This window comes from Spirosoma endbachense, assembly GCF_010233585.1.
Lineage (GTDB): Bacteria > Bacteroidota > Bacteroidia > Cytophagales > Spirosomataceae > Spirosoma > Spirosoma endbachense.
The window spans coordinates 8,591,708-8,609,717 of the sequence record NZ_CP045997.1; the positions used below are offsets into that span (position 1 = coordinate 8,591,708).

Below are 18,010 nucleotides of genomic sequence, written 5' to 3' on the forward strand. Positions count from 1 at the left end.
GATAGAGCGTTTGACCGTAATTATTTCCCGATTTGACTAACGTAATCGCCTTCATCGCCCCACTTACATAATACGACTGATGGAAAACAAGCCCGGAAACTTTCGCTGGACGGTAGTTACTCTACTGTTTTTTGCCACCACCATTAATTACCTCGACCGGCAGGTGATTGGTCTGCTTAAGCCTTCGCTTGAAAGCGAATTCAGTTGGACCGAAACCGATTATAGCCGGATCGTAATGGCCTTTGCAACGGCCTATGCCATTGGGTTACTACTGTTTGGCCGGGTCATTGACCGCATCGGCACAAAATTAGGGTACACCATTTCGTTAATTGCCTGGAGTTTTGCCGCCATTGCTCACGCCTTTGCCACCAGCACATTCGGGTTTGGTGTTGCGAGGGCGGCACTCGGTCTGGGCGAATCGGGTAACTTCCCGGCAGCGATCAAAGCCATTGCCGAATGGTTTCCCAAAAAAGAGCGAGCCTTCGCAACGGGTATTTTTAACTCAGGAGCCAACATCGGCGCTGTAGTCGCTCCCGTTATGGTTCCCTGGATTCTGGGAGCTTATGGCTGGGAAGAAGCCTTTATCATTACGGGTGCCATCGGTTTTATCTGGTTAATTTTCTGGATCATTTATTACGAAGTGCCTGCCCGTCAAAAACGTGTAACACAGGCTGAACTAGCTTATATCCACAGTGATAATGAGGTAGAATCTGTAAATGCAAAACCCGTTCAGTGGGGCAAGCTATTTGGTATCCGGCAAACCTGGGCATTCGTCTTTGGCAAAATGCTGACCGACCCGATCTGGTGGTTTTTCTTATTCTGGCTTCCCTCCTATTTCTCGACAACCTTTAATCTGGATCTCAAAAAACCAAGTCTGCCTCTTGTGATCGTCTACACCGCCACAACTATTGGTAGTATTGGCGGGGGTTACCTATCATCCTATTTAATTCGGCGCGGCTGGGGTGTATTCAGAGCCCGGAAGACGGCTATGCTCTTATTTGCGGTGGCGGTTGTACCGATTATGGCAGCCCGCTATGCTACTGATATCTGGCAGGCTGTAGCGCTGATTAGTCTGGCAGCAGCCGCGCACCAGGCATGGAGCGCAAATATTTATACAACGGCATCCGATGTTTTTCCGAAGAAAGCATTGAGCTCGGTAATTGGTATCGGGGGTATGGCTGGCTCAGTGGGCGGCATCTTATTTCCGCTGCTTGTTGGCTGGTTATTAGACACGTACAAAGCAGCTGGCAATTTGAATGGCGGTTATAACCTGATCTTCATTATTTGTGGCAGTGCGTATCTGATCGCGTGGGCAATTATGCACTTCTTTACGCCACGCATGGAGATGGTAAATCTAGATGAGCCAACAGAATCCCCAAAACCCGAAGTGGTTTCGTAATTGCATTCCTTAGAGTTTAATCAAACAAGAAGGCCGACGTATGCGCGTCGGCCTTCTTGTTTGATTAAACTCTATTTGCCATCAATCGGCAAGGTCACATCTACAATTTTGGTAGCCTGACCGCTTTTTCGTTCTTCGATCTGCTCCAGAAGTTTTAGGCCCATCAACCCGTTCAGCGAACCGTCAGATCCATTGCCGGTGCCATTAATGACAATATCGGGGATGACGCGAATATGGCCTTTACCAATTTCTTCCGTGATCTTGAAGCGCGTAAAGTTCTCATCACCCATGGCCTTGACCTGTAGTTCGTAGGCTTCAGCCGTCGAGCGGCCAATGGCCAGTATCTTCTCGGCTTCAGCAGCTCCCGTTTTGGCAATCCGCTCGGCTTCAGCATCGGCAGTCAGCTTGGTGGCTTCGGCATCAGCAGCCGCCTGCCGACGACGAGCTTCCGCATTGGCCTCGGCGCGAACTTTGGTCGCTTCTGATTCGGCCCCAACCTGAAGCTTCAGGCTACGAGCTTCCCCTTCCGACTTTTTAACGGCGGCATCGGCAGTGCGCTGAGCAATTTCTACGCTTTGCTGTGCTTTTACAACCTCCCGCTGAATATCGGCCAAAGCCGTTTCGCGTTCCATACCCTGCCGTTTTTCCTGCGCCATTCGCTGGGTTTCGTAGGTCTTCTCTTCTTCCTGCGCTATTTTCCGATCGGTCAACGTTTTCATCAGACTGTCTGGTGGTACGATATCACCGATGAGTGTGTCGACGGCGTTCACATTATAAACCTCCAATACGGCCCTGATGTGTTCCCGAGCGGCTTCCTGCCGTTCTTTACGGGTACTCAGAAAGGCTATGACATCAGAATCCTGCGCCGAGTTCCGGAAATAGTTACCAATGGTTGGTTCCAGCACCTGCGAAACAAGGTTAGTCATACTCCCGAAGCGCGCAATCACTTTTGGCGCTTCTGCCGATGGAATGTGAATAATCTGTGCTACGTCCAGATTAAACGGGAAACCGTCTTTCGAACGCACCGTAATGGTCGAAAGATTACGGTCGAGCGCGTGGGCTTCAGTGCGGGCGTTGGCCCAGTTCAGCACGAGGTTCGTTGTCGGTACTCCTTCAACCTTCATTGTAAAGGTGTTAATCGGGTATTTACCCGGCCCCAGTGGTTCCATCCAGACACCCCTGAAGCCCCGTCGAACAATGTTGCCGTGTTTGAAGGCTTCGCCCGTTAGATCTTCACCGTCTTCGCCAATGTAGGAGATGACGACACCAACGTGACCGATCGGTACTTCAGTCATCGGAATCTCTTCGATCTGCACTGCCCAGGGATTTATGTAATAGGAACCGGCCAGCACAACCTGTGGCTGGAGACCCCGATTACCGCCATTTTTGAGGAAAGAATCGGCATCCTGAAAGTTATTATGGCCTTCTATATTTCTACCGGCAATCTGACCAGACTGCAAGGGAGCACCATCCAGTGTCGTTATGATACCAACCATATTCTCCTTGATAACGGTCATATCGGCAATGGTAATCGTAAAGGCGAACGTATTGATACGGTAAGTTCCAGGAGTAAGCATAGCCGTCTGGCGCCCTTTTTGCCCTCCACTCGACAAGAAGCGTTCAGTATCCTGAAAATTATCGGAGTCTACCCGACGGGCCAGAATGTTACCGGTTGGAAGTTCGGCCCCATCGTTAGAAAGTACCAGACCGATTTTTCCTTCTGGCACAACTGTAAAGGGTTGCATGGTAATACCATACTGCCAGGGCCATAACCACCAGTAAAGACCCGGTGCGAGCGTCTGAGCCTGATAACCGGCCTCCCCTTTTGTTGCAATAATCCGGCCATCGGGCAGGCCCCGGTCATTACCAACCAGCACATATTTTTTGGTCACCAGACCAATTCGGTCTTCGGGTACAATGACCATCCCGAACAAAAAACGAAGCACCCATTTATAGAGCACAACGGCAAGAAAGAGTAGGATCGCCCAACTCCAGGTCGAAATAAGTGGAAGTAGTTCCATGAATAAACAAGGTTTAACTGGTTAAGAGACAATAAATTGATATGCGAATAAATGAATGGGAATGCACATTCTTACTCATCTCACGAGCTATTGAAGTCGGAGAAAGAGGTAGCGAAGGAAACAGTGTGCCTACATTGGGGTAGATACTAATTGGTCAGATTGACGCGTCAAATGTAGGGTACGAGCAAATCACAGGGTCCCAAATTTGGATGATTGGTTACCCGATGGTCAGAATGTGCAGGGGTGTTGATGAGTGGACGACTACTTAAAATTCCTGAGCGAGGTTAAAGAAAAAGCCACCCTTGCCTTCCCGGTTGATGGAACCACTCAATCGCACCACAAAATTATAGAACGTTACCACGTCCAGGCTCATACCTGTTCCCATGAGTAAGCGGTTCGCCAGTCGGCTTTGGTATTGCTCAGCCACGGTACTTCTCACATAACCCGCATCGCCATACACTGTAATATAAGCTGAAATCGGTACTGTATTAAACTGCCGGACATGAAGCCAGTTCAATTGTTTGCGGGTGTTAAAGAGTTGATAACGAAAACTATTTCGCCAGATCGCCGATCGTTGCCCGTCGATTACATAAAGCTCATACCCTCGGACCATTTCGCTGGAGCTACCCAGCCCACGCAGATTGAAATAAGGCTGGCGCGTTGGCCAGCTGGAACGACCACGCACACTGCTGGCAGCATAAAAACGACCACCTAACGACCAGTAGCGGGTCATAGAGGCCGATAATTCCAGATAATGAAAATCATCTTTCGGCAACAGGCCCGACACGCCAACGAATCCGGTCAATACGGTTCCACGAAGTGGATAGGACACGTTATCCCGCCGATCGTATCGGTAGCTGTAGTTCATGGCCACGTATTGTTGACGGGTTCGTCCGTCAAGAAAATAATCCGGATTTAGTCGGGCAATGGTATCGGCAATGGTATTTCGGGTGTACCGGGTTTCGAGAACGTGGTAGTGATAAAGTCCACGCCGATGTGTCAGTATCAGGCCAGCATAAGCGCGCTCCCGTAAAACTTGCTCGTCTTTAACATAAACCCACTTGTCGGCCTGGGTTCGATACGGAATTTCTTTGTTTGTGATATAAGCCAGGTCCAGCCGAAGCCCGATTCGCTGCGCTTTATCAATATACGGCATTGCATACGACACAACGGTTCGCTGCGAAAAACCCCGTTCAAAAATGACCTGAAGCTGGTCGTTATTGCCCGTCACATTCTTATAACTGAGTCTACCGCCATAAATTACCCGTCGGAGATCACGGCCCCGATCATACCACCATTCATTGAAATTCCGGTCGGCCAGATCGAACACAGGGTAAGCGATCAGATACCACCGCTCTTTCATGGTAACAGTTAGGTCAAACAAGCCAAGTTCCGTAGAGTCATTAGGTGTAACCTGCGCTGAGGAGACATCAACCGTGACAAACAGGTTGGTATTATTGATATTCCGCTGGTCCCAGGCAACCCGACCGGCCAGATCGCCCAGCCGAACCGTATCACCGACATGCAGCGTCATTTCGCGCAGAATGATCCGGTCGCGGGTACGATAATTTCCTTTGAGTGTAACCGAGCGCACAATAACCGACCGCGATGAGTCGACAGGCGTATTCGCCCATGCGGTTTGAAGGGTTACTAAAAAAGCCGTGAGCAGTAGAGCGACGGACAGCCGACAGTTCGGAATCATGCTTAAAAATACGGCTTTTCAGAAAAATAAGACAACTTTTTCTCTGTATCCTGCAAACGTCTGTGTATTATTGTTGTGCATTCTATAAAGCTACGGCTACTCTTTAAAATATACAGTACATGCAGACCGAAAAAATTCAGAAACCAACAACCTTACCAAAACCTCAGTTGAGTTTCTGGCAAATCTGGAATATGAGTTTCGGCTTTCTGGGCATTCAGTACGGATTTGGTCTGCAACAGGCCAACATGAGTCCCATTTTTCGGTATCTGCACGCTGATGAATCAGCTATTCCAGCGTTGTGGCTGGCCGGCCCGATGACAGGTTTGCTGGTGCAACCCATTATTGGGGCCATGAGCGACCGTACATGGTCAGAACGGTGGGGGCGTCGGAAACCCTTTTTCCTGATCGGTGCCCTTATTACCAGCATTGCCCTGGTACTGATGCCCAATTCTACGTCGCTCTGGATGGCCGCCAGTCTGATGTGGATGCTGGATGCGGGGCTTAATGTATCGATGGAGCCATTTCGCGCTTTCATTGGCGATAAATTAAATGATAAACAACGCGATCTGGGGTTTGCCGTACAAAGCTTCTTCGTGGGTTTTGGGCAAACACTAGCGAACCTGATGCCCCGTATATTGCCGCTGTTTGGTATAACGATGGTAGCCGCCGGAGCCAACGGTATTCCTGACTTTGTAAAGTATGCTTTTTACGTTGGTGCGGTGGCCGTACTGGCTGCCGTACTATGGACTGTTTACACAACCAAAGAATACCCGCCCGAAGACATGGTCGCGTTTGAGCGTGAAAAACGCGAGGGTGGTGGACTGCTTCATATTTTCACTGAAGTAGGCGTGGCACTACGCGAAATGCCGACTACCATGCGCCAGCTTTGGTGGGTCAAATTTTTCACATGGTACGGCTTGCCCCTCATGTGGCAGTATCTTTCTCTTGCCATTGCGCGACATGCCTTTAATGCCCCATCACCCGAATCGCCGGGATTCGAAAAAGGAATCGAAGTAGGTAATGATTGCTTTGCGCTCTTCAATGTGGGTTGTTTTGGCATTTCGTTTTTTCTACCTGCTATTGCCGCCCGCATCGGTCGTCGGGCTACGCATGCTACATTCCTGACAATCGGCGGACTGGGTTTTCTGTCCATGCTGATTTCGAGCGATAAAAGTGCTTTTCTGATTGGCATGACAATGGTCGGTCTGGCCTGGGGATCAATTCTATCGATGCCTTATGTGCTGCTGTCGTCATCGGTTCCGAAAGAACGGATGGGTGTGTATATGGGCATTTTCAACGGCTTTATCGTAGTGCCCCAGATCATCAACATGATCACGATTCCATTTCTATACAAAAATTTACTGGGTAGTGATCCACTCAATGCACTGATTCTGTGCGGCATTTGCCTGATTCTGGCAGCTGGTGCCTGTTTTCTGGTTAAAGAGAATAAGCCGAGTGAGGAAGCTGCTCTACCAATTCATCCAGGGGGAAATTAAGTCAATACTAGGCCGTGTGCAGTCTTCAGTAGGCAGTTGACTTTTTGTGCCACTATATCCTGGATTGGCTGCCTACCGCCTACTAAGAACACGTTATGACGACTCCCCGCCCCTATACGCTCCTCGCCGTTGGCGAATTGTTAGCCGATTTTATCGGCCATCATGTTTCATCCAGTCTTCTCGACTCCCTTGACTTTAGGCGGTATCAGGGTGGAAGTCCGGCAAACATGGCCGCCAACATGGCCCGGCTAGGTAATAAAACGGCCATGGTCGCCTGCGTTGGTAATGATAATATAGGACTATACCTCACCCGCGAGGTTGCCGAAGCCGGAGTTGACGTTCAATTCATTACACGAGATCCGCTGGAACCAACAACCATCGTATTGGTTTCAAGAACGGCGGGTACACCCGACTTCGTTGCCTATCGGCATGCCGATTGCCAGATTACCCCCGGCCAGATACCCGACTCTCTCCTGGAACAGGTACAGCTGTTTCATACAACCTGCTTCGCTTTAAGCCGGCAACCGGCACAGGATGCCATCGTAGATGCGGCTAAACGCGCTCAGGCTGCCGGTTGTCAGGTTAGTATCGATGCGAACTATGCCCCCAGCATCTGGCCAGATCGTGAACAGGCGTGGCGGGTACTAACGGATTACTGCTCGGCTGGTGCTTTAGTTAAACTCAGTGAAGATGATGCAGTCCGGCTGTATGGTGAAACACAGCCAACGGAACGTATTCTGAGCGATTTCCATAAAATGGGCGCATTGACCATCTGTTTTACAATGGGACCAAATGGTAGTCTGGTATCTTATGATAACGGTACACAACAGGCCAGAGTGCCGGGCAAAAAAGTCGATGTTGTTGATGTTACGGGGGCTGGAGATGCTTACTGGGCGGGCTTTCTGACGGCTTTTGTCGATGGTCTCGATCCTGAGCAGTGCGCCCGATCGGGAGCCGCGTTGGCCCAGATGAAACTTACCCGCCAGGGACCACTCCCCGGTCAGGTTGATCGAAAGTTGCTATACCGATAGGCAGTTTATGGTGTTCGATTTCCGGTTGAGTGGCTGACTTTTTCTGTTTCAACCACCCTTCACATGGTAGCGAACCGACTACCCTAATCCAGCTACAAGTTTCGAATATACTTCTGACCGCCCAGATAACGCATCTGCCGGGCAATCTGCCGTGTTCGGCGCTGGACGTAATTCGACGGATTTTTTATGGAGAAAAGTAGCGGATTCGGTAGTACCGCAGCAATTCGGGCGGCTTCATTGCGCGAGAGTGTTGCGGCTGAGTGCCCATAAAATCGTTCTGATGCAGCTTCTACGCCAAAGGTCATCGGGCCCGTTTCAGCCACGTTCAGATAAACCTCCAGTATGCGTTTTTTGCCCCAGATCAACTCAATAAGCGCCGTAAAATACACTTCCAGCCCTTTCCGAATGTAGCTGCGACCGTTCCATAGAAATACGTTTTTGGCAACCTGCTGCGAAATAGTACTGGCTCCGCGCGGTCGTTTTCGAGTCTGGTTTTCTTTGATCGCATCCTGGATTTCGTCGAAGTCAAATCCCCAATGCGTTGGAAAAGCCTGGTCTTCGGACGAAACGACAGCAAGCGCAACCTCTTTGTTGATCTCATCGTAAGACCGCCATTTTTTATAAACGTGGCTACTTTCGTCCGTTCCGATCGTATCCATCCAGCGCGAAATAACTAAAGGGGTGATCAAAACAGGCACGTATTTCAGCGCGATCACGTAGCCAAGTGAACCGAAAAATAGCCAGAGGAAAGCCTTGATACAGAACAGGTAAGCACGTTCCAACAAGGGTCGTTCACGAATAAAACGACGCGCCTGCTGCCAGCGTCCACTTTTCTGTAGACGTTGTACCGATGAATGGCCCAATTTTGGCCGGGGTTGCTGAGTAGCCGTCCTGAATGTATTAGCAGGGCGCTGAGGAGGATTCATAAAAGCGAGTCTATTACGCGAAAATGAAGATTTTTCCAGTAGCGTGGATGAATTATTGTGCTTTTATTCATCAAGCCCCTTAATTCATCAAGCCTTGTTTAGACTCCGCTGCCCTGCTCCGGTTTAACGAGAAATAGGCCTTTGACATTTTATTAATTGACACTCACTTTACTAATTGTTTTAATACGGTAGCAACTCGTGGATGGTTTAGTTCGTAAAGTTGCCGAGATGCCAACAATTTTGACACCTTTGATCGGGTACTGGCGTGTGGTCAGGTTCTTCAACCTGGCCAAATGCGGTTTCTCAAAACCGCATTTGGCATGAACGGCGAGGTTTCTCAAAACCTCCCTGTGTCTGTTTTGAGAAACCGACACCACATCACCACATCCACTGCTTAACTGACGAATTTAAAAATCCAGAACAAAGTAACTTTCAACCACTTTTGGTAAGCATACAATGTAAAATGTATGCATAAACGGGTACAGCTAGTGAGAGACGAAGTCGGTGCATCGTTGATGACTATTAAGTCTAGATTTGTGAAGGCAGTGATCCAACATCGATAAAAGCATTCTGGCAAACGGCCAAATTTAAACGGAATGATTAACCGGCCAACTTAAATCCGGTCAATCCTGTTACTCCTCTCAACTACAATGCAGGATGACCCAAACAGTAGCTGTAACTTGCAACCATCTTACGTTAGCCACATTTTCATGGATCTAATTCCTTCCCCCCCACTTACCCGCGCTCAGGAGTCGCGCGTTGCCATTGAGCGGTTGTACATTACCATGCGTCATTTGTTTAACCGGGGGTTTTATAAGCCATCGGGTGTATCCGGCGAAGAAATCCGTCGGGCTTTACTGATCCTTCAACCCGAAATTTATGGATTGGTTGGCGACCCGCAACGGGTTGAATTAGACGGCCTTGTTTATGTTATGGATCGGCTCCCCAAAGGCATTGAATCCTGCCGGGTTATTTCACTAGCCTCCAGAGAGGGATTTGAACATTCTCATTTCCCGGTGCTGGTTCCCGCCAAGCGTCGTCGCAATTGTTACCGGATCGATAGTGAACAAATGGTGATTGAAGTTACCAATGGCCGTAGCGAAATCTACGACATTCTGACGCACCTGACGTTTATGTTCATGGAAGCCGATAAAATCAGGCGGAATGCCTTTCAGGAACGGGGAAGCCGAACCCGGGAGTGGGAGAAACTGGAAGCCATTATACAGTCGGGTGGAACAGTTAATGACGATGAGCGCGAGCTGGCCTTAATGTACCTCAGCTCCATTCTGGGCAGAACGTTTGAGGAAACACAGCATGCCTATCAGCGGTTTGCCGAAAACAGCGGAACCAACAATGGTCTGTTTCAGATCGTCTATGGATTGGGCAGTGTGTCGGTACGGGAAATTCGCGAGTCGAATACAGCCCGTGAGATCAACTTTACGCCTATGCTCCGCGAGCGGATTGGCCAGCACCTCTATGGCGAACGGTGGGCAACGCGCATTAAACAATACATCTGGGAACATAATCTTCAGGATCGCCCCATTCATATCATAAGCGCCAATCCACACAGTGTCATGAATTGCCTGTATGCCCCCGGCGCATTGGCTGATGTTACCACCTGGGATAATCTCTACGATCTGGCGCTGAAATTAAGTCAGCCAACCCAACGGGAACTGCGAAAACAGGTTGTTAGCTATGCCGCCGAACATGGTATGCATTTGCTGGAAGACATTGCCGGAACCAGCCTGTTGGTACAGATCATTGACACAGCACAGCTGAATACTTCAACGCTTTCATCGGAACTTACCCATGACCCGGAGCACATCCGGAAGACGCAGCCATTGCTGTTGGTTATGGATTATGCCTTCGGCGAGCAGGCGTTTGAAACAATGGACGAATTACTAAAACCCTTTGAGCGAGGAGATGAAACGTTTCCGTTAAATGTAGCCTCGATTTCCATTATCGGGAAAGCCGGAATTCTGACTGGCGAAAAAGGAGATCTGATGATTCCAACCTCGCACATTTTTGAAGGCACCGCCGACAACTATCCGTTAGAAAATGATTTTTGCAAAGAGGACTTTGAAGGTCACGGCTTGGGCGTGTATGAGGGGGCAATGATTACCGTACTGGGCACATCGCTGCAGAATAAAGACGTGCTTAGCTACTTTAAAAACTCCTCCTGGAAAGCAATCGGCCTCGAAATGGAAGGCGCTCATTATCAGAAAGCCATTCAGGCACAGTCAAAAATACGGGATAGTGTCCCGACGAACGTTAAAGTTCGCTACGCTTACTATGCATCTGATAATCCGTTACTTACTGGGGCGACGCTGGCATCTGGCAGTCTGGGCACCTTAGGCGTAAAGCCCACCTACCTCATCACGGTGAAATGTCTGGAAAAAGTGCTGACATAGCCTAAGCGAACTTTTGTGGAGATTAGCACGCTGACGTGACAATACCTTGGGCTTCTAAAAAAAAGTGCTCCGGTCAGTAGAATAAGTTGGAAACGATACAACTTACCTCACTGACCGGAGATGCGATATTCTTCACGGTCAGGCAACAACCTGTTGCGCGAACACACTGGCGTGTTCGGTAATAAAATCAGCGTAACTACGCGGTGATCTGCCTAAAACACGGGTAATTAGAGCAATATCTTCAGCAGAAGCGGCCAAGCCTTCATCCTGAAAGAACTGATACATCTTTTTCCAGTCTTCAACTATCCAGGCTGGCAAAGACTTCCTGGCTTCCGCTGCCCAGCTGTCAAGATCATTACCGGCATAGTGAACTTCATAACCAAGCTGCTCGCTTAGGATATTGACGGTTTCAGCACTTGTCAACACTGTTGGCCCCACCAGCGGAATGGTTAGTCCGTTATATTCATCAGTCAATAAAACGGTTGCTGCAGCTTCGGCGATGTCACGTACATCGACCCGGCTCAACCCCCGCTCACCGATGGGTTGCGGATAGATTCCGTAGTCGGCAATGGCTTTACTAAACCAAAAATCGTTCTGATAAAAATTATTGGGACTGACGAACACATACTGTAACCCCGATTGCTTCAGCACATTTTCGATGGTTATTTTAGGCTGAAAATGAGGCACATGCGGTGCTCTACGAACATCGTGGATACTCTGATAAACGATCTTACGCACCCCTGCCCGCTTGGCCGAGGCTATAGCAAATTGGCCCTGAGCGGCTTCTGTATGGCTCTGGCGGTTCAATAAAAATACGGTTTCAATGTCAGCAAACGCTTTAGGTAACGTACCGGGCTCATCCATGTTCCCAACCACGAATTCAACACCTTCCGGCAATAAGGCTGCTTTTTCGGGTGAAGTAATTAATACCCGCACAGATACCTGTTTACGTACTAGTTCAGCTACTACCTGGCTCCCTACGGTTCCCGTTCCTCCAATTACTAAAGTTTTCATACAGACTGTTCCTGATTAAAAAGATTTTTGGTTCAACAGGCCAAAATTGAGGTGCTACTATCCCTGTTCGAAAGGATAGAAATTATGAGGCCGCTAAAAACAATCGGGAAGTGTCAGGAACAACGCGTGAAACGTTATGCTCCACAATTCAGTAACATTTGACTTTATCTAGTCCTCAGGTTCATAGTTAGGCGAATACTAATAGTGCTATTTATTAAATATATATTAAAAATTTCCACTCATTTCTTTTTTGTTTAAAGGATTAAGCATAGATTTGAAAGCCGTAAAAACTAAATGAGTACTAAAAAAACTTCGTTAAAGGATATAGCACAAAAAGCAGGGGTTTCTACCGCTCTAGTGTCCTATGTTCTGAATGGAAAGGAAAAAGAGAGCCGGGTTGGTCATGAGATTGCGCAGAAGATCAAGCAGATCGCGGCCGAATTGAATTACCAGCCCAATCACCTTGCCAAAAGTTTACGAAGCGGGAAAACGCATACCATCGGCCTCATTATCGCCGATATATCGAACCCCTTCTTCGCCAACATAGCCAGGGTAGTTGAAGATGAAGCGAAGCACAATGGCTATACGGTCATTATTGGCAGTTCCGACGAAAACGCGGGTAAATCGCGGGATTTATTAAATGTGTTGATCAATAGACAGGTTGATGGCTTTATTATCGTTTCCGCCGAAAACTCTGAAGAACAGATTCATTACCTCAAAGAAAAGAATATACCATTTGTTCTTTTAGATCGATATTTTCCGGAGATACCCACTGATTTTGTATCTACGGATCATTATAAAGCGTCGTATGAAGCGTGTTCCCACTTGATTCGGAATGGCTATCAACGCATCGGAATGATTGCCTATGACTCGCAGATGTTTCACATGCAGGAACGGATACGGGGTTATAAGGATTCGCTGAGAGACAATAACCGACACTTTCAAAAGTCCTGGTTAAAGGAAGTTCGAATCAATACAATTGAAAATGGAGTAAAAGCAGCCATTGATGAAATGCTGGCAGCAGATCGCCCAGTCGATGCGATCCTGTTCGCAACTTATAGCCTGGCAATCAATGGATTAAAATATATTAACGAATTACGCTTGAACGTACCAGCCGATTTGGCTATTGTCAGTTTTGGGCAGGCAGAAGTATTTGAATTATACTATTGCCCGATCACTTACCTCAAACAGCCGATAGTCTTGCTGGGCCAGACAGCTGTTGAACTATTAGTCAAAAAATTGAAAAATAACCTAAACGAACCCGCACAAATACTAATGAAAGCCGAATTAGTAGAACGCGCGTCTTCAACGGCTAAACCTGTTGTTCCGACTTAAATTTACCCATTTGCTTAAACGATTAAGCTGTTGACAATAAATTCCTAATCCCTCCTATGCAACGAAGATCTTTTCTTAAATCTGCTTTAGTAGGCTCAACCGCCGTATGGGCTGGGCTGCCAGCAAGTTTGGCTCAGAGCGCACCCAAATTAAAAATCACCAAAATTCGGTACTACAGTGCACCGGGTTATAATAAACCGCTTTTCAATCAGGCGCGTGGCATTGTTGAGATTCAAACCGATGGCGGCATCATCGGAATTGGCGAAGGTGGTTCTAAAGATATGATCGAGCAGTGCGCTCAAATGATTATTGGTGAAGATCCATTCCGCATCGAGCACATCTGGCAGAGTGTCTATCGGGGTATGTTTTATCCGCCAGGCCGAGAGAAATTACATGCGCTCGGCGCGCTTGAAATGGCATTGTGGGATATTAAAGGCAAGGCGTTAGGTGTTCCGGTCTATGAACTACTGGGGGGAGCCACGCGCGAATATATCGAATGCTACGCGACTGGTTTTCGGGCATCGAAAGCAAAAACAGAAGAAGAACGGGCCAGAGATTGTATAGAAGCAGGGCTGCGGGCCTACCGGATCGGGCCAACGGGAGGTAACGGCGAAACCCCGTTCGATTTCTATGACAATGCTAAAAAGACCATTGAGTTATGTAAACGAATCGATGCCGCCGTTGGGGGAGGTGGTAAATGGGCCATTGATCTGCACACCCGGTTTGACACCACCGAAGGCATAAAAATCTGCAAAGCCCTGGAGAATCTGGAGCCTTATTTCGTAGAAGACATTGTACGCTCCGAAAATCCGGACGTCTACAAAACCGTCCGGCAGATGACCACAGTACCCATTGCTGTTGGTGAGCAATTCGGCGATCGCTGGGACAGTAATACCTTCATTGAGCAACGCTTAATCGATTATACACGTTTCACGATTCCCAATACGGGTGGTATATCTGAATTCAAGAAACTGGCGTCTATGTGCGAAACGCACTACGTTGGTATGATTCCGCACTTTACGGGCCCGCTCTCAACGGCCACGCTGGTGCACGTACTTGGTTCCAGCAGCCCAACCCGCTGTCTGATGGAACTGGGTGGTGGAGAACCAGAACGTCCTGCCTACTTCAACGAGGATTTCGTCAACTTCAAAAACGGCAAATTATACCTGAATCCAGAACCAGGACTGGGTGTCAAGTTCGACCCCAAGAAAGCAACGTTTGTTATGGAGGTTACTGCCAAAACTCAGTTCCCTCATCCTGTGCTAAAAAGCCCCGACGGAGCCATCCACAATTGGTAACCGCCTGGTACGCTTAACGACAACCTGAAAAAGAAAAGTTTATAGCTACTGAAACCCAACGCTTTAGTTGGGCCAGGTAGCTGTTTTTAGAGCCTTCAAAATTTTGAACTATATCAATATTTATCATTGATATAAGTGGATGATTTTTACCCTTTTCCATTAACCTCAATCTCTACTACACATGAACAAAGCTCTAGTATTTCTTTTTTTTCTGCTTCTGAGCAGTGGCATTGCCCTGGCTCAGGCAAACAGAATAACCGGTAAGGTGACAGGCCCCGACAGTCAGGGGCTACCAGGTGTTAACGTCCTGGTTGAAGGTACGGCTGTAGGTACGGCAACAGATGCAACAGGAAGTTATTCAATCAATGCCCCAGCTACTGGCTCGCTGGTTTTTTCGTACATCAGCTACGTAACGCAGACCATTCCGATCAATAACCGATCAATTGTCAATGTGCAACTGGCGGAAGATTCAAAAGCCATCGACGAAGTAGTCGTTACCGCATTAGGTATCAAGAGAGAGGCCAAAACGCTGGGTTATGCAACAGCCACCGTCAATGCCGAACAGATTTCTGTCAACCGAACACCCAATTTCGTGAGCGGTCTACAGGGGAAAATGGCGGGTGTAAACATCACTACCATGGGAACGGGGCCCGCCGGAACGGCCAAAATCCGGATTCGTGGTCAGTCGTCCTTTAGCGGACAGAACAACCCACTTATCGTCGTGAACGGCGTACCAATCGACAATTCCAACTCTTCCCTTGGGGGTGATTTTGGCCCCCGTACCACGACTGGCCTCCCCAACAACAGTTCCGATGGGGGCGATGGCCTTTCCAGCATTAATCCCGACGATATTGAAACCATGACCGTGCTGAAAGGAGCCACAGCCGCAGCTCTGTATGGATCACGCGCCAAAGACGGCGTTGTCATGATTACGACCAAAAGCCGGGGGGCTGGTAAAGGATTTGGCGTAACGTACAACACCAACTTCACCACTGATACACCATTGGATTTCACTGATTTTCAGTACGAATACGGTCAGGGCGAAGGGGGTAAACGGCCAACCACCACCAGACCGACATCGGGCGTGTGGAGTTTTGGTGAGAAGTTTCAACCGGGTATGACCCAGGTTCTGTTCGACAACAAAACCTATCCCTACGAGCCGGTATACAATCGGGTGAAGCAGTTCTACCGTGTAGGCACCAACTTCACCAACACCGTTACCGTGGCAAATAACGGTCAAAACGGTGGTTTCAGCCTGTCGTTTGGTAACACCGACAACCGGGGGATTATGGAGAACAATACCTTTAACCGCAAAGTGATCAATCTGGGCTTCACCCAGAATATCACGAGCAAACTGACCGCTTCTGGAAACATCAATTACTCAAAGGAGAATAACATCAATCCGCCCCAACTGAACACGCAGGACTTTTCGGTATCGACGGTGGTTTTCACACTGGCCAACTCCATGCCTTTCCAGGCCCTGCGGGATAATCAGACCGAGGCCAACGGCGACGAGTTTGTGTTTTCGCGCTTTCTGGTTCGGAACAACCCGTACTATTCCATGAGTCGCCACTTTGAGAACATCCGACGCGATCGACTGTTCGGCAATGTGGCCCTGAAATACCAGTTTACCGACTGGCTGTATCTACAGGCAAGGATTGCCCAGGATTTTTTCATTCGCAATCAGGACTATAATATCCCCAATGGATACGCTCCTATTGCCAAAGCCCCGGTTGGCTTCGTAAATGGCTCATACACACAGGATGTACGCCAGAACACTGAACGAAATCTAGATTTCATTCTAGGTGGCAATAAAACGTTTGGAAAGTTTGGCGTAGATATAACCTTAGGAGGCAACGCTCGTTATGCCCGTAATGACTACAACAGCGTAACGGTGCAGGATTTCGTAAATCCGGGTCTGTATACGGTTGCTAATGGCCGGATCAAAAATCCGATCTATGCCCTTTCCGAGAAAAAAATCAATTCCCTGTTTGGAGCCGCAACCTTCTCCTACCGGGATTATCTGTTCCTGAACGTAACAGCCCGCAACGACTGGTTTTCGACGCTGGCCCCCTCTAACCGCAGCATTCTGTACCCATCCGTAACGGGTAGTTTCGTGTTCTCGCAGGCGTTTGAAAAATTACCCGCCTGGCTGTCGTTTGGAAAGTTACGGGCAGCCTACGCACAGGTGGGTTCCGATAACGTTGATCCTTATTCCAATGCGCTCTACTACGCTGTCGATAACAATTCATTCCCCAACCCAGCAGGACAACTCGTGCCGGTGGGTGGCATCAATGCAACGGTCGTTCCGAACAAAAACCTGCGCCCGCTTCGCATTCAGGAAGCCGAGGTTGGCCTGGAGTTGAAGCTGTTTGACAACAAGGTAGGCTTTGATTTTACGTATTACCACAAAACGACAGACGACCAGATTCTGGCCGCTCAGATTTCAGATGCCTCCTCGTATACCAGCAAGCTGATCAACGTAGGCCGCAGTATGAATCAGGGCCTTGAGATGTTGCTGACGTTTTCGCCCGTAAACACACCTGCTTTTCGGTGGGACGTGAGCGCCAACGTTTCCTACAATACCTCGAAAGTTCTGCGCTTAGGTCTGTCGCCCAATGATACCGTCATTACGGTAAGCAGCGGTGGTGGCCGAACGCTGAATCAGGTAGTTGGCAAACCTATCGGTCAACTCTACACTTTCACTTACCTGCGGGATGCGCAGGGACGGCAGGTGTTTGACCAAAATAGCGGTATGCCACTTCGTAATAACACCCTGGTAAACGTAGGGAATGCCCTCCCAACCTACTTTGGCGGTATAACCAATACGTTCACCTTTCGTGGGCTGTCACTATCGGCCCTGATCGACTTCAAGCTGGGTCATAAAATGATTGCCGGTCGTAACATTAACTACATGCGTCATGGTTTGTCGAAAAGGACGCTGCCAGGCCGGGATGTGGGTTATGTAATTGGCAATGGGGTCAATCCGAACGGGGAAATTAATCAGACCAGAGCAGCCGTACAGCCCTTCTACGAATCCATTAACCCACTGGGTATCAATGAAGATTTTGTGTTCAATGCCGGATTCTGGAAACTGCGGCAGATTTCGCTGGGCTATGATTTCAGCAAACTGCTTCCCCAGCGCCTTTTCATCAAAGGACTGAAGCTCAATGCGGTGGCAAACAATGTCCTGGTTATCAAGAAATGGACCGAAAACATGGACCCCGAAGAAGCACTGGTTTCGTCAGACAATGCCGTAGGACTGGACTTCTGGCCGGGTCTGCCACCTACCCGCAGCATTGGTTTTAACTTAAATGTCAGATTTTAATTTTTTATCAGTCCGTTCAGGGAGGAATCTTAAAGCAGTACAACCCTCA

11 protein-coding genes are annotated in these 18,010 nt (G+C 48.6%); 7 read left to right on the forward strand and 4 right to left on the reverse strand.

What is annotated here, in order from left to right:
* Positions 1 to 79: 79 nt before the first annotated feature.
* Entirely contained in the window at positions 80 to 1,399 is a 1,320-nt protein-coding gene (locus GJR95_RS34855; RefSeq protein ID WP_162390246.1) for an MFS transporter, read from the forward strand.
* Between the two features lie 71 nt (positions 1,400 to 1,470).
* Here the strand turns inward: GJR95_RS34855 and GJR95_RS34860 are convergent, their stop codons facing one another.
* Positions 1,471 to 3,420, reverse strand: coding sequence for an SPFH domain-containing protein (locus tag GJR95_RS34860; protein ID WP_162390247.1), 1,950 nt, complete (start codon positions 3,418 to 3,420; stop codon positions 1,471 to 1,473).
* A gap of 265 nt (positions 3,421 to 3,685) precedes the next feature.
* Entirely contained in the window at positions 3,686 to 5,122 is a 1,437-nt protein-coding gene (locus tag GJR95_RS34865) for a BamA/TamA family outer membrane protein (RefSeq protein ID WP_162390248.1), read from the reverse strand.
* Between the two features lie 119 nt (positions 5,123 to 5,241).
* Between GJR95_RS34865 and GJR95_RS34870 the strand changes: the two genes are divergently transcribed.
* Positions 5,242 to 6,618, forward strand: coding sequence for an MFS transporter (locus GJR95_RS34870; protein ID WP_162390249.1), 1,377 nt, complete (start codon positions 5,242 to 5,244; stop codon positions 6,616 to 6,618).
* A 95-nt stretch (positions 6,619 to 6,713) separates the two neighbouring features.
* Positions 6,714 to 7,649, forward strand: a complete 936-nt coding sequence (locus tag GJR95_RS34875) for a carbohydrate kinase family protein (RefSeq protein WP_162390250.1) — start codon at positions 6,714 to 6,716, stop codon at positions 7,647 to 7,649.
* A gap of 92 nt (positions 7,650 to 7,741) precedes the next feature.
* Here GJR95_RS34875 and mtgA read toward each other — a convergent pair whose 3' ends face one another.
* Positions 7,742 to 8,575, reverse strand: coding sequence for a monofunctional biosynthetic peptidoglycan transglycosylase (gene mtgA / locus GJR95_RS34880; RefSeq protein WP_174260249.1), 834 nt, complete (start codon positions 8,573 to 8,575; stop codon positions 7,742 to 7,744).
* A gap of 710 nt (positions 8,576 to 9,285) precedes the next feature.
* Between mtgA and GJR95_RS34885 the strand changes: the two genes are divergently transcribed.
* The gene (locus tag GJR95_RS34885) at positions 9,286 to 10,986 is read left to right on the forward strand and encodes a DUF6909 family protein (RefSeq protein WP_162390251.1); all 1,701 of its coding nucleotides are present in this window, start codon (positions 9,286 to 9,288) and stop codon (positions 10,984 to 10,986) included.
* A gap of 138 nt (positions 10,987 to 11,124) precedes the next feature.
* Here GJR95_RS34885 and GJR95_RS34890 read toward each other — a convergent pair whose 3' ends face one another.
* Positions 11,125 to 12,000, reverse strand: coding sequence for an SDR family oxidoreductase (locus GJR95_RS34890; RefSeq protein WP_162390252.1), 876 nt, complete (start codon positions 11,998 to 12,000; stop codon positions 11,125 to 11,127).
* A gap of 294 nt (positions 12,001 to 12,294) precedes the next feature.
* Here GJR95_RS34890 and GJR95_RS34895 point away from each other — a divergent pair, with 294 nt between their 5' ends.
* From GJR95_RS34895 to GJR95_RS34905, 3 genes are all read left to right on the forward strand, one after another.
* Positions 12,295 to 13,335: a LacI family DNA-binding transcriptional regulator gene (locus tag GJR95_RS34895; protein ID WP_162390253.1), complete on the forward strand. Its 1,041-nt coding sequence runs from the start codon at positions 12,295 to 12,297 to the stop codon at positions 13,333 to 13,335.
* Positions 13,336 to 13,391: 56 nt separating this feature from the next.
* Positions 13,392 to 14,633 carry a mandelate racemase/muconate lactonizing enzyme family protein gene (locus GJR95_RS34900; RefSeq protein ID WP_162390254.1) on the forward strand — a complete coding sequence of 414 codons (1,242 nt, stop codon included), beginning with the start codon at positions 13,392 to 13,394 and terminating at the stop codon, positions 14,631 to 14,633.
* Positions 14,634 to 14,814: 181 nt separating this feature from the next.
* The gene (locus GJR95_RS34905; RefSeq protein WP_162390255.1) at positions 14,815 to 17,961 is read left to right on the forward strand and encodes a SusC/RagA family TonB-linked outer membrane protein; all 3,147 of its coding nucleotides are present in this window, start codon (positions 14,815 to 14,817) and stop codon (positions 17,959 to 17,961) included.
* Positions 17,962 to 18,010: the final 49 nt, after the last annotated feature.

Bases quoted from the DNA above. Each gene is read 5' to 3' on its own strand.
- GJR95_RS34870 (WP_162390249.1), top strand. From the start codon at position 5,242: ATGCAGACCGAAAAAATTCAGAAACCAACAACCTTACCAAAACCTCAG.
- GJR95_RS34890 (WP_162390252.1), bottom strand. From the start codon at position 12,000: ATGAAAACTTTAGTAATTGGAGGAACGGGAACCGTAGGGAGCCAGGTA.
- GJR95_RS34895 (WP_162390253.1), top strand. From the start codon at position 12,295: ATGAGTACTAAAAAAACTTCGTTAAAGGATATAGCACAAAAAGCAGGG.
- GJR95_RS34875 (WP_162390250.1), top strand. From the start codon at position 6,714: ATGACGACTCCCCGCCCCTATACGCTCCTCGCCGTTGGCGAATTGTTA.
- GJR95_RS34855 (WP_162390246.1), top strand. From the start codon at position 80: ATGGAAAACAAGCCCGGAAACTTTCGCTGGACGGTAGTTACTCTACTG.
- mtgA (WP_174260249.1), bottom strand. From the start codon at position 8,575: ATGAATCCTCCTCAGCGCCCTGCTAATACATTCAGGACGGCTACTCAG.
- GJR95_RS34865 (WP_162390248.1), bottom strand. From the start codon at position 5,122: ATGATTCCGAACTGTCGGCTGTCCGTCGCTCTACTGCTCACGGCTTTT.
- GJR95_RS34905 (WP_162390255.1), top strand. From the start codon at position 14,815: ATGAACAAAGCTCTAGTATTTCTTTTTTTTCTGCTTCTGAGCAGTGGC.
- GJR95_RS34900 (WP_162390254.1), top strand. From the start codon at position 13,392: ATGCAACGAAGATCTTTTCTTAAATCTGCTTTAGTAGGCTCAACCGCC.
- GJR95_RS34860 (WP_162390247.1), bottom strand. From the start codon at position 3,420: ATGGAACTACTTCCACTTATTTCGACCTGGAGTTGGGCGATCCTACTC.
- GJR95_RS34885 (WP_162390251.1), top strand. From the start codon at position 9,286: ATGGATCTAATTCCTTCCCCCCCACTTACCCGCGCTCAGGAGTCGCGC.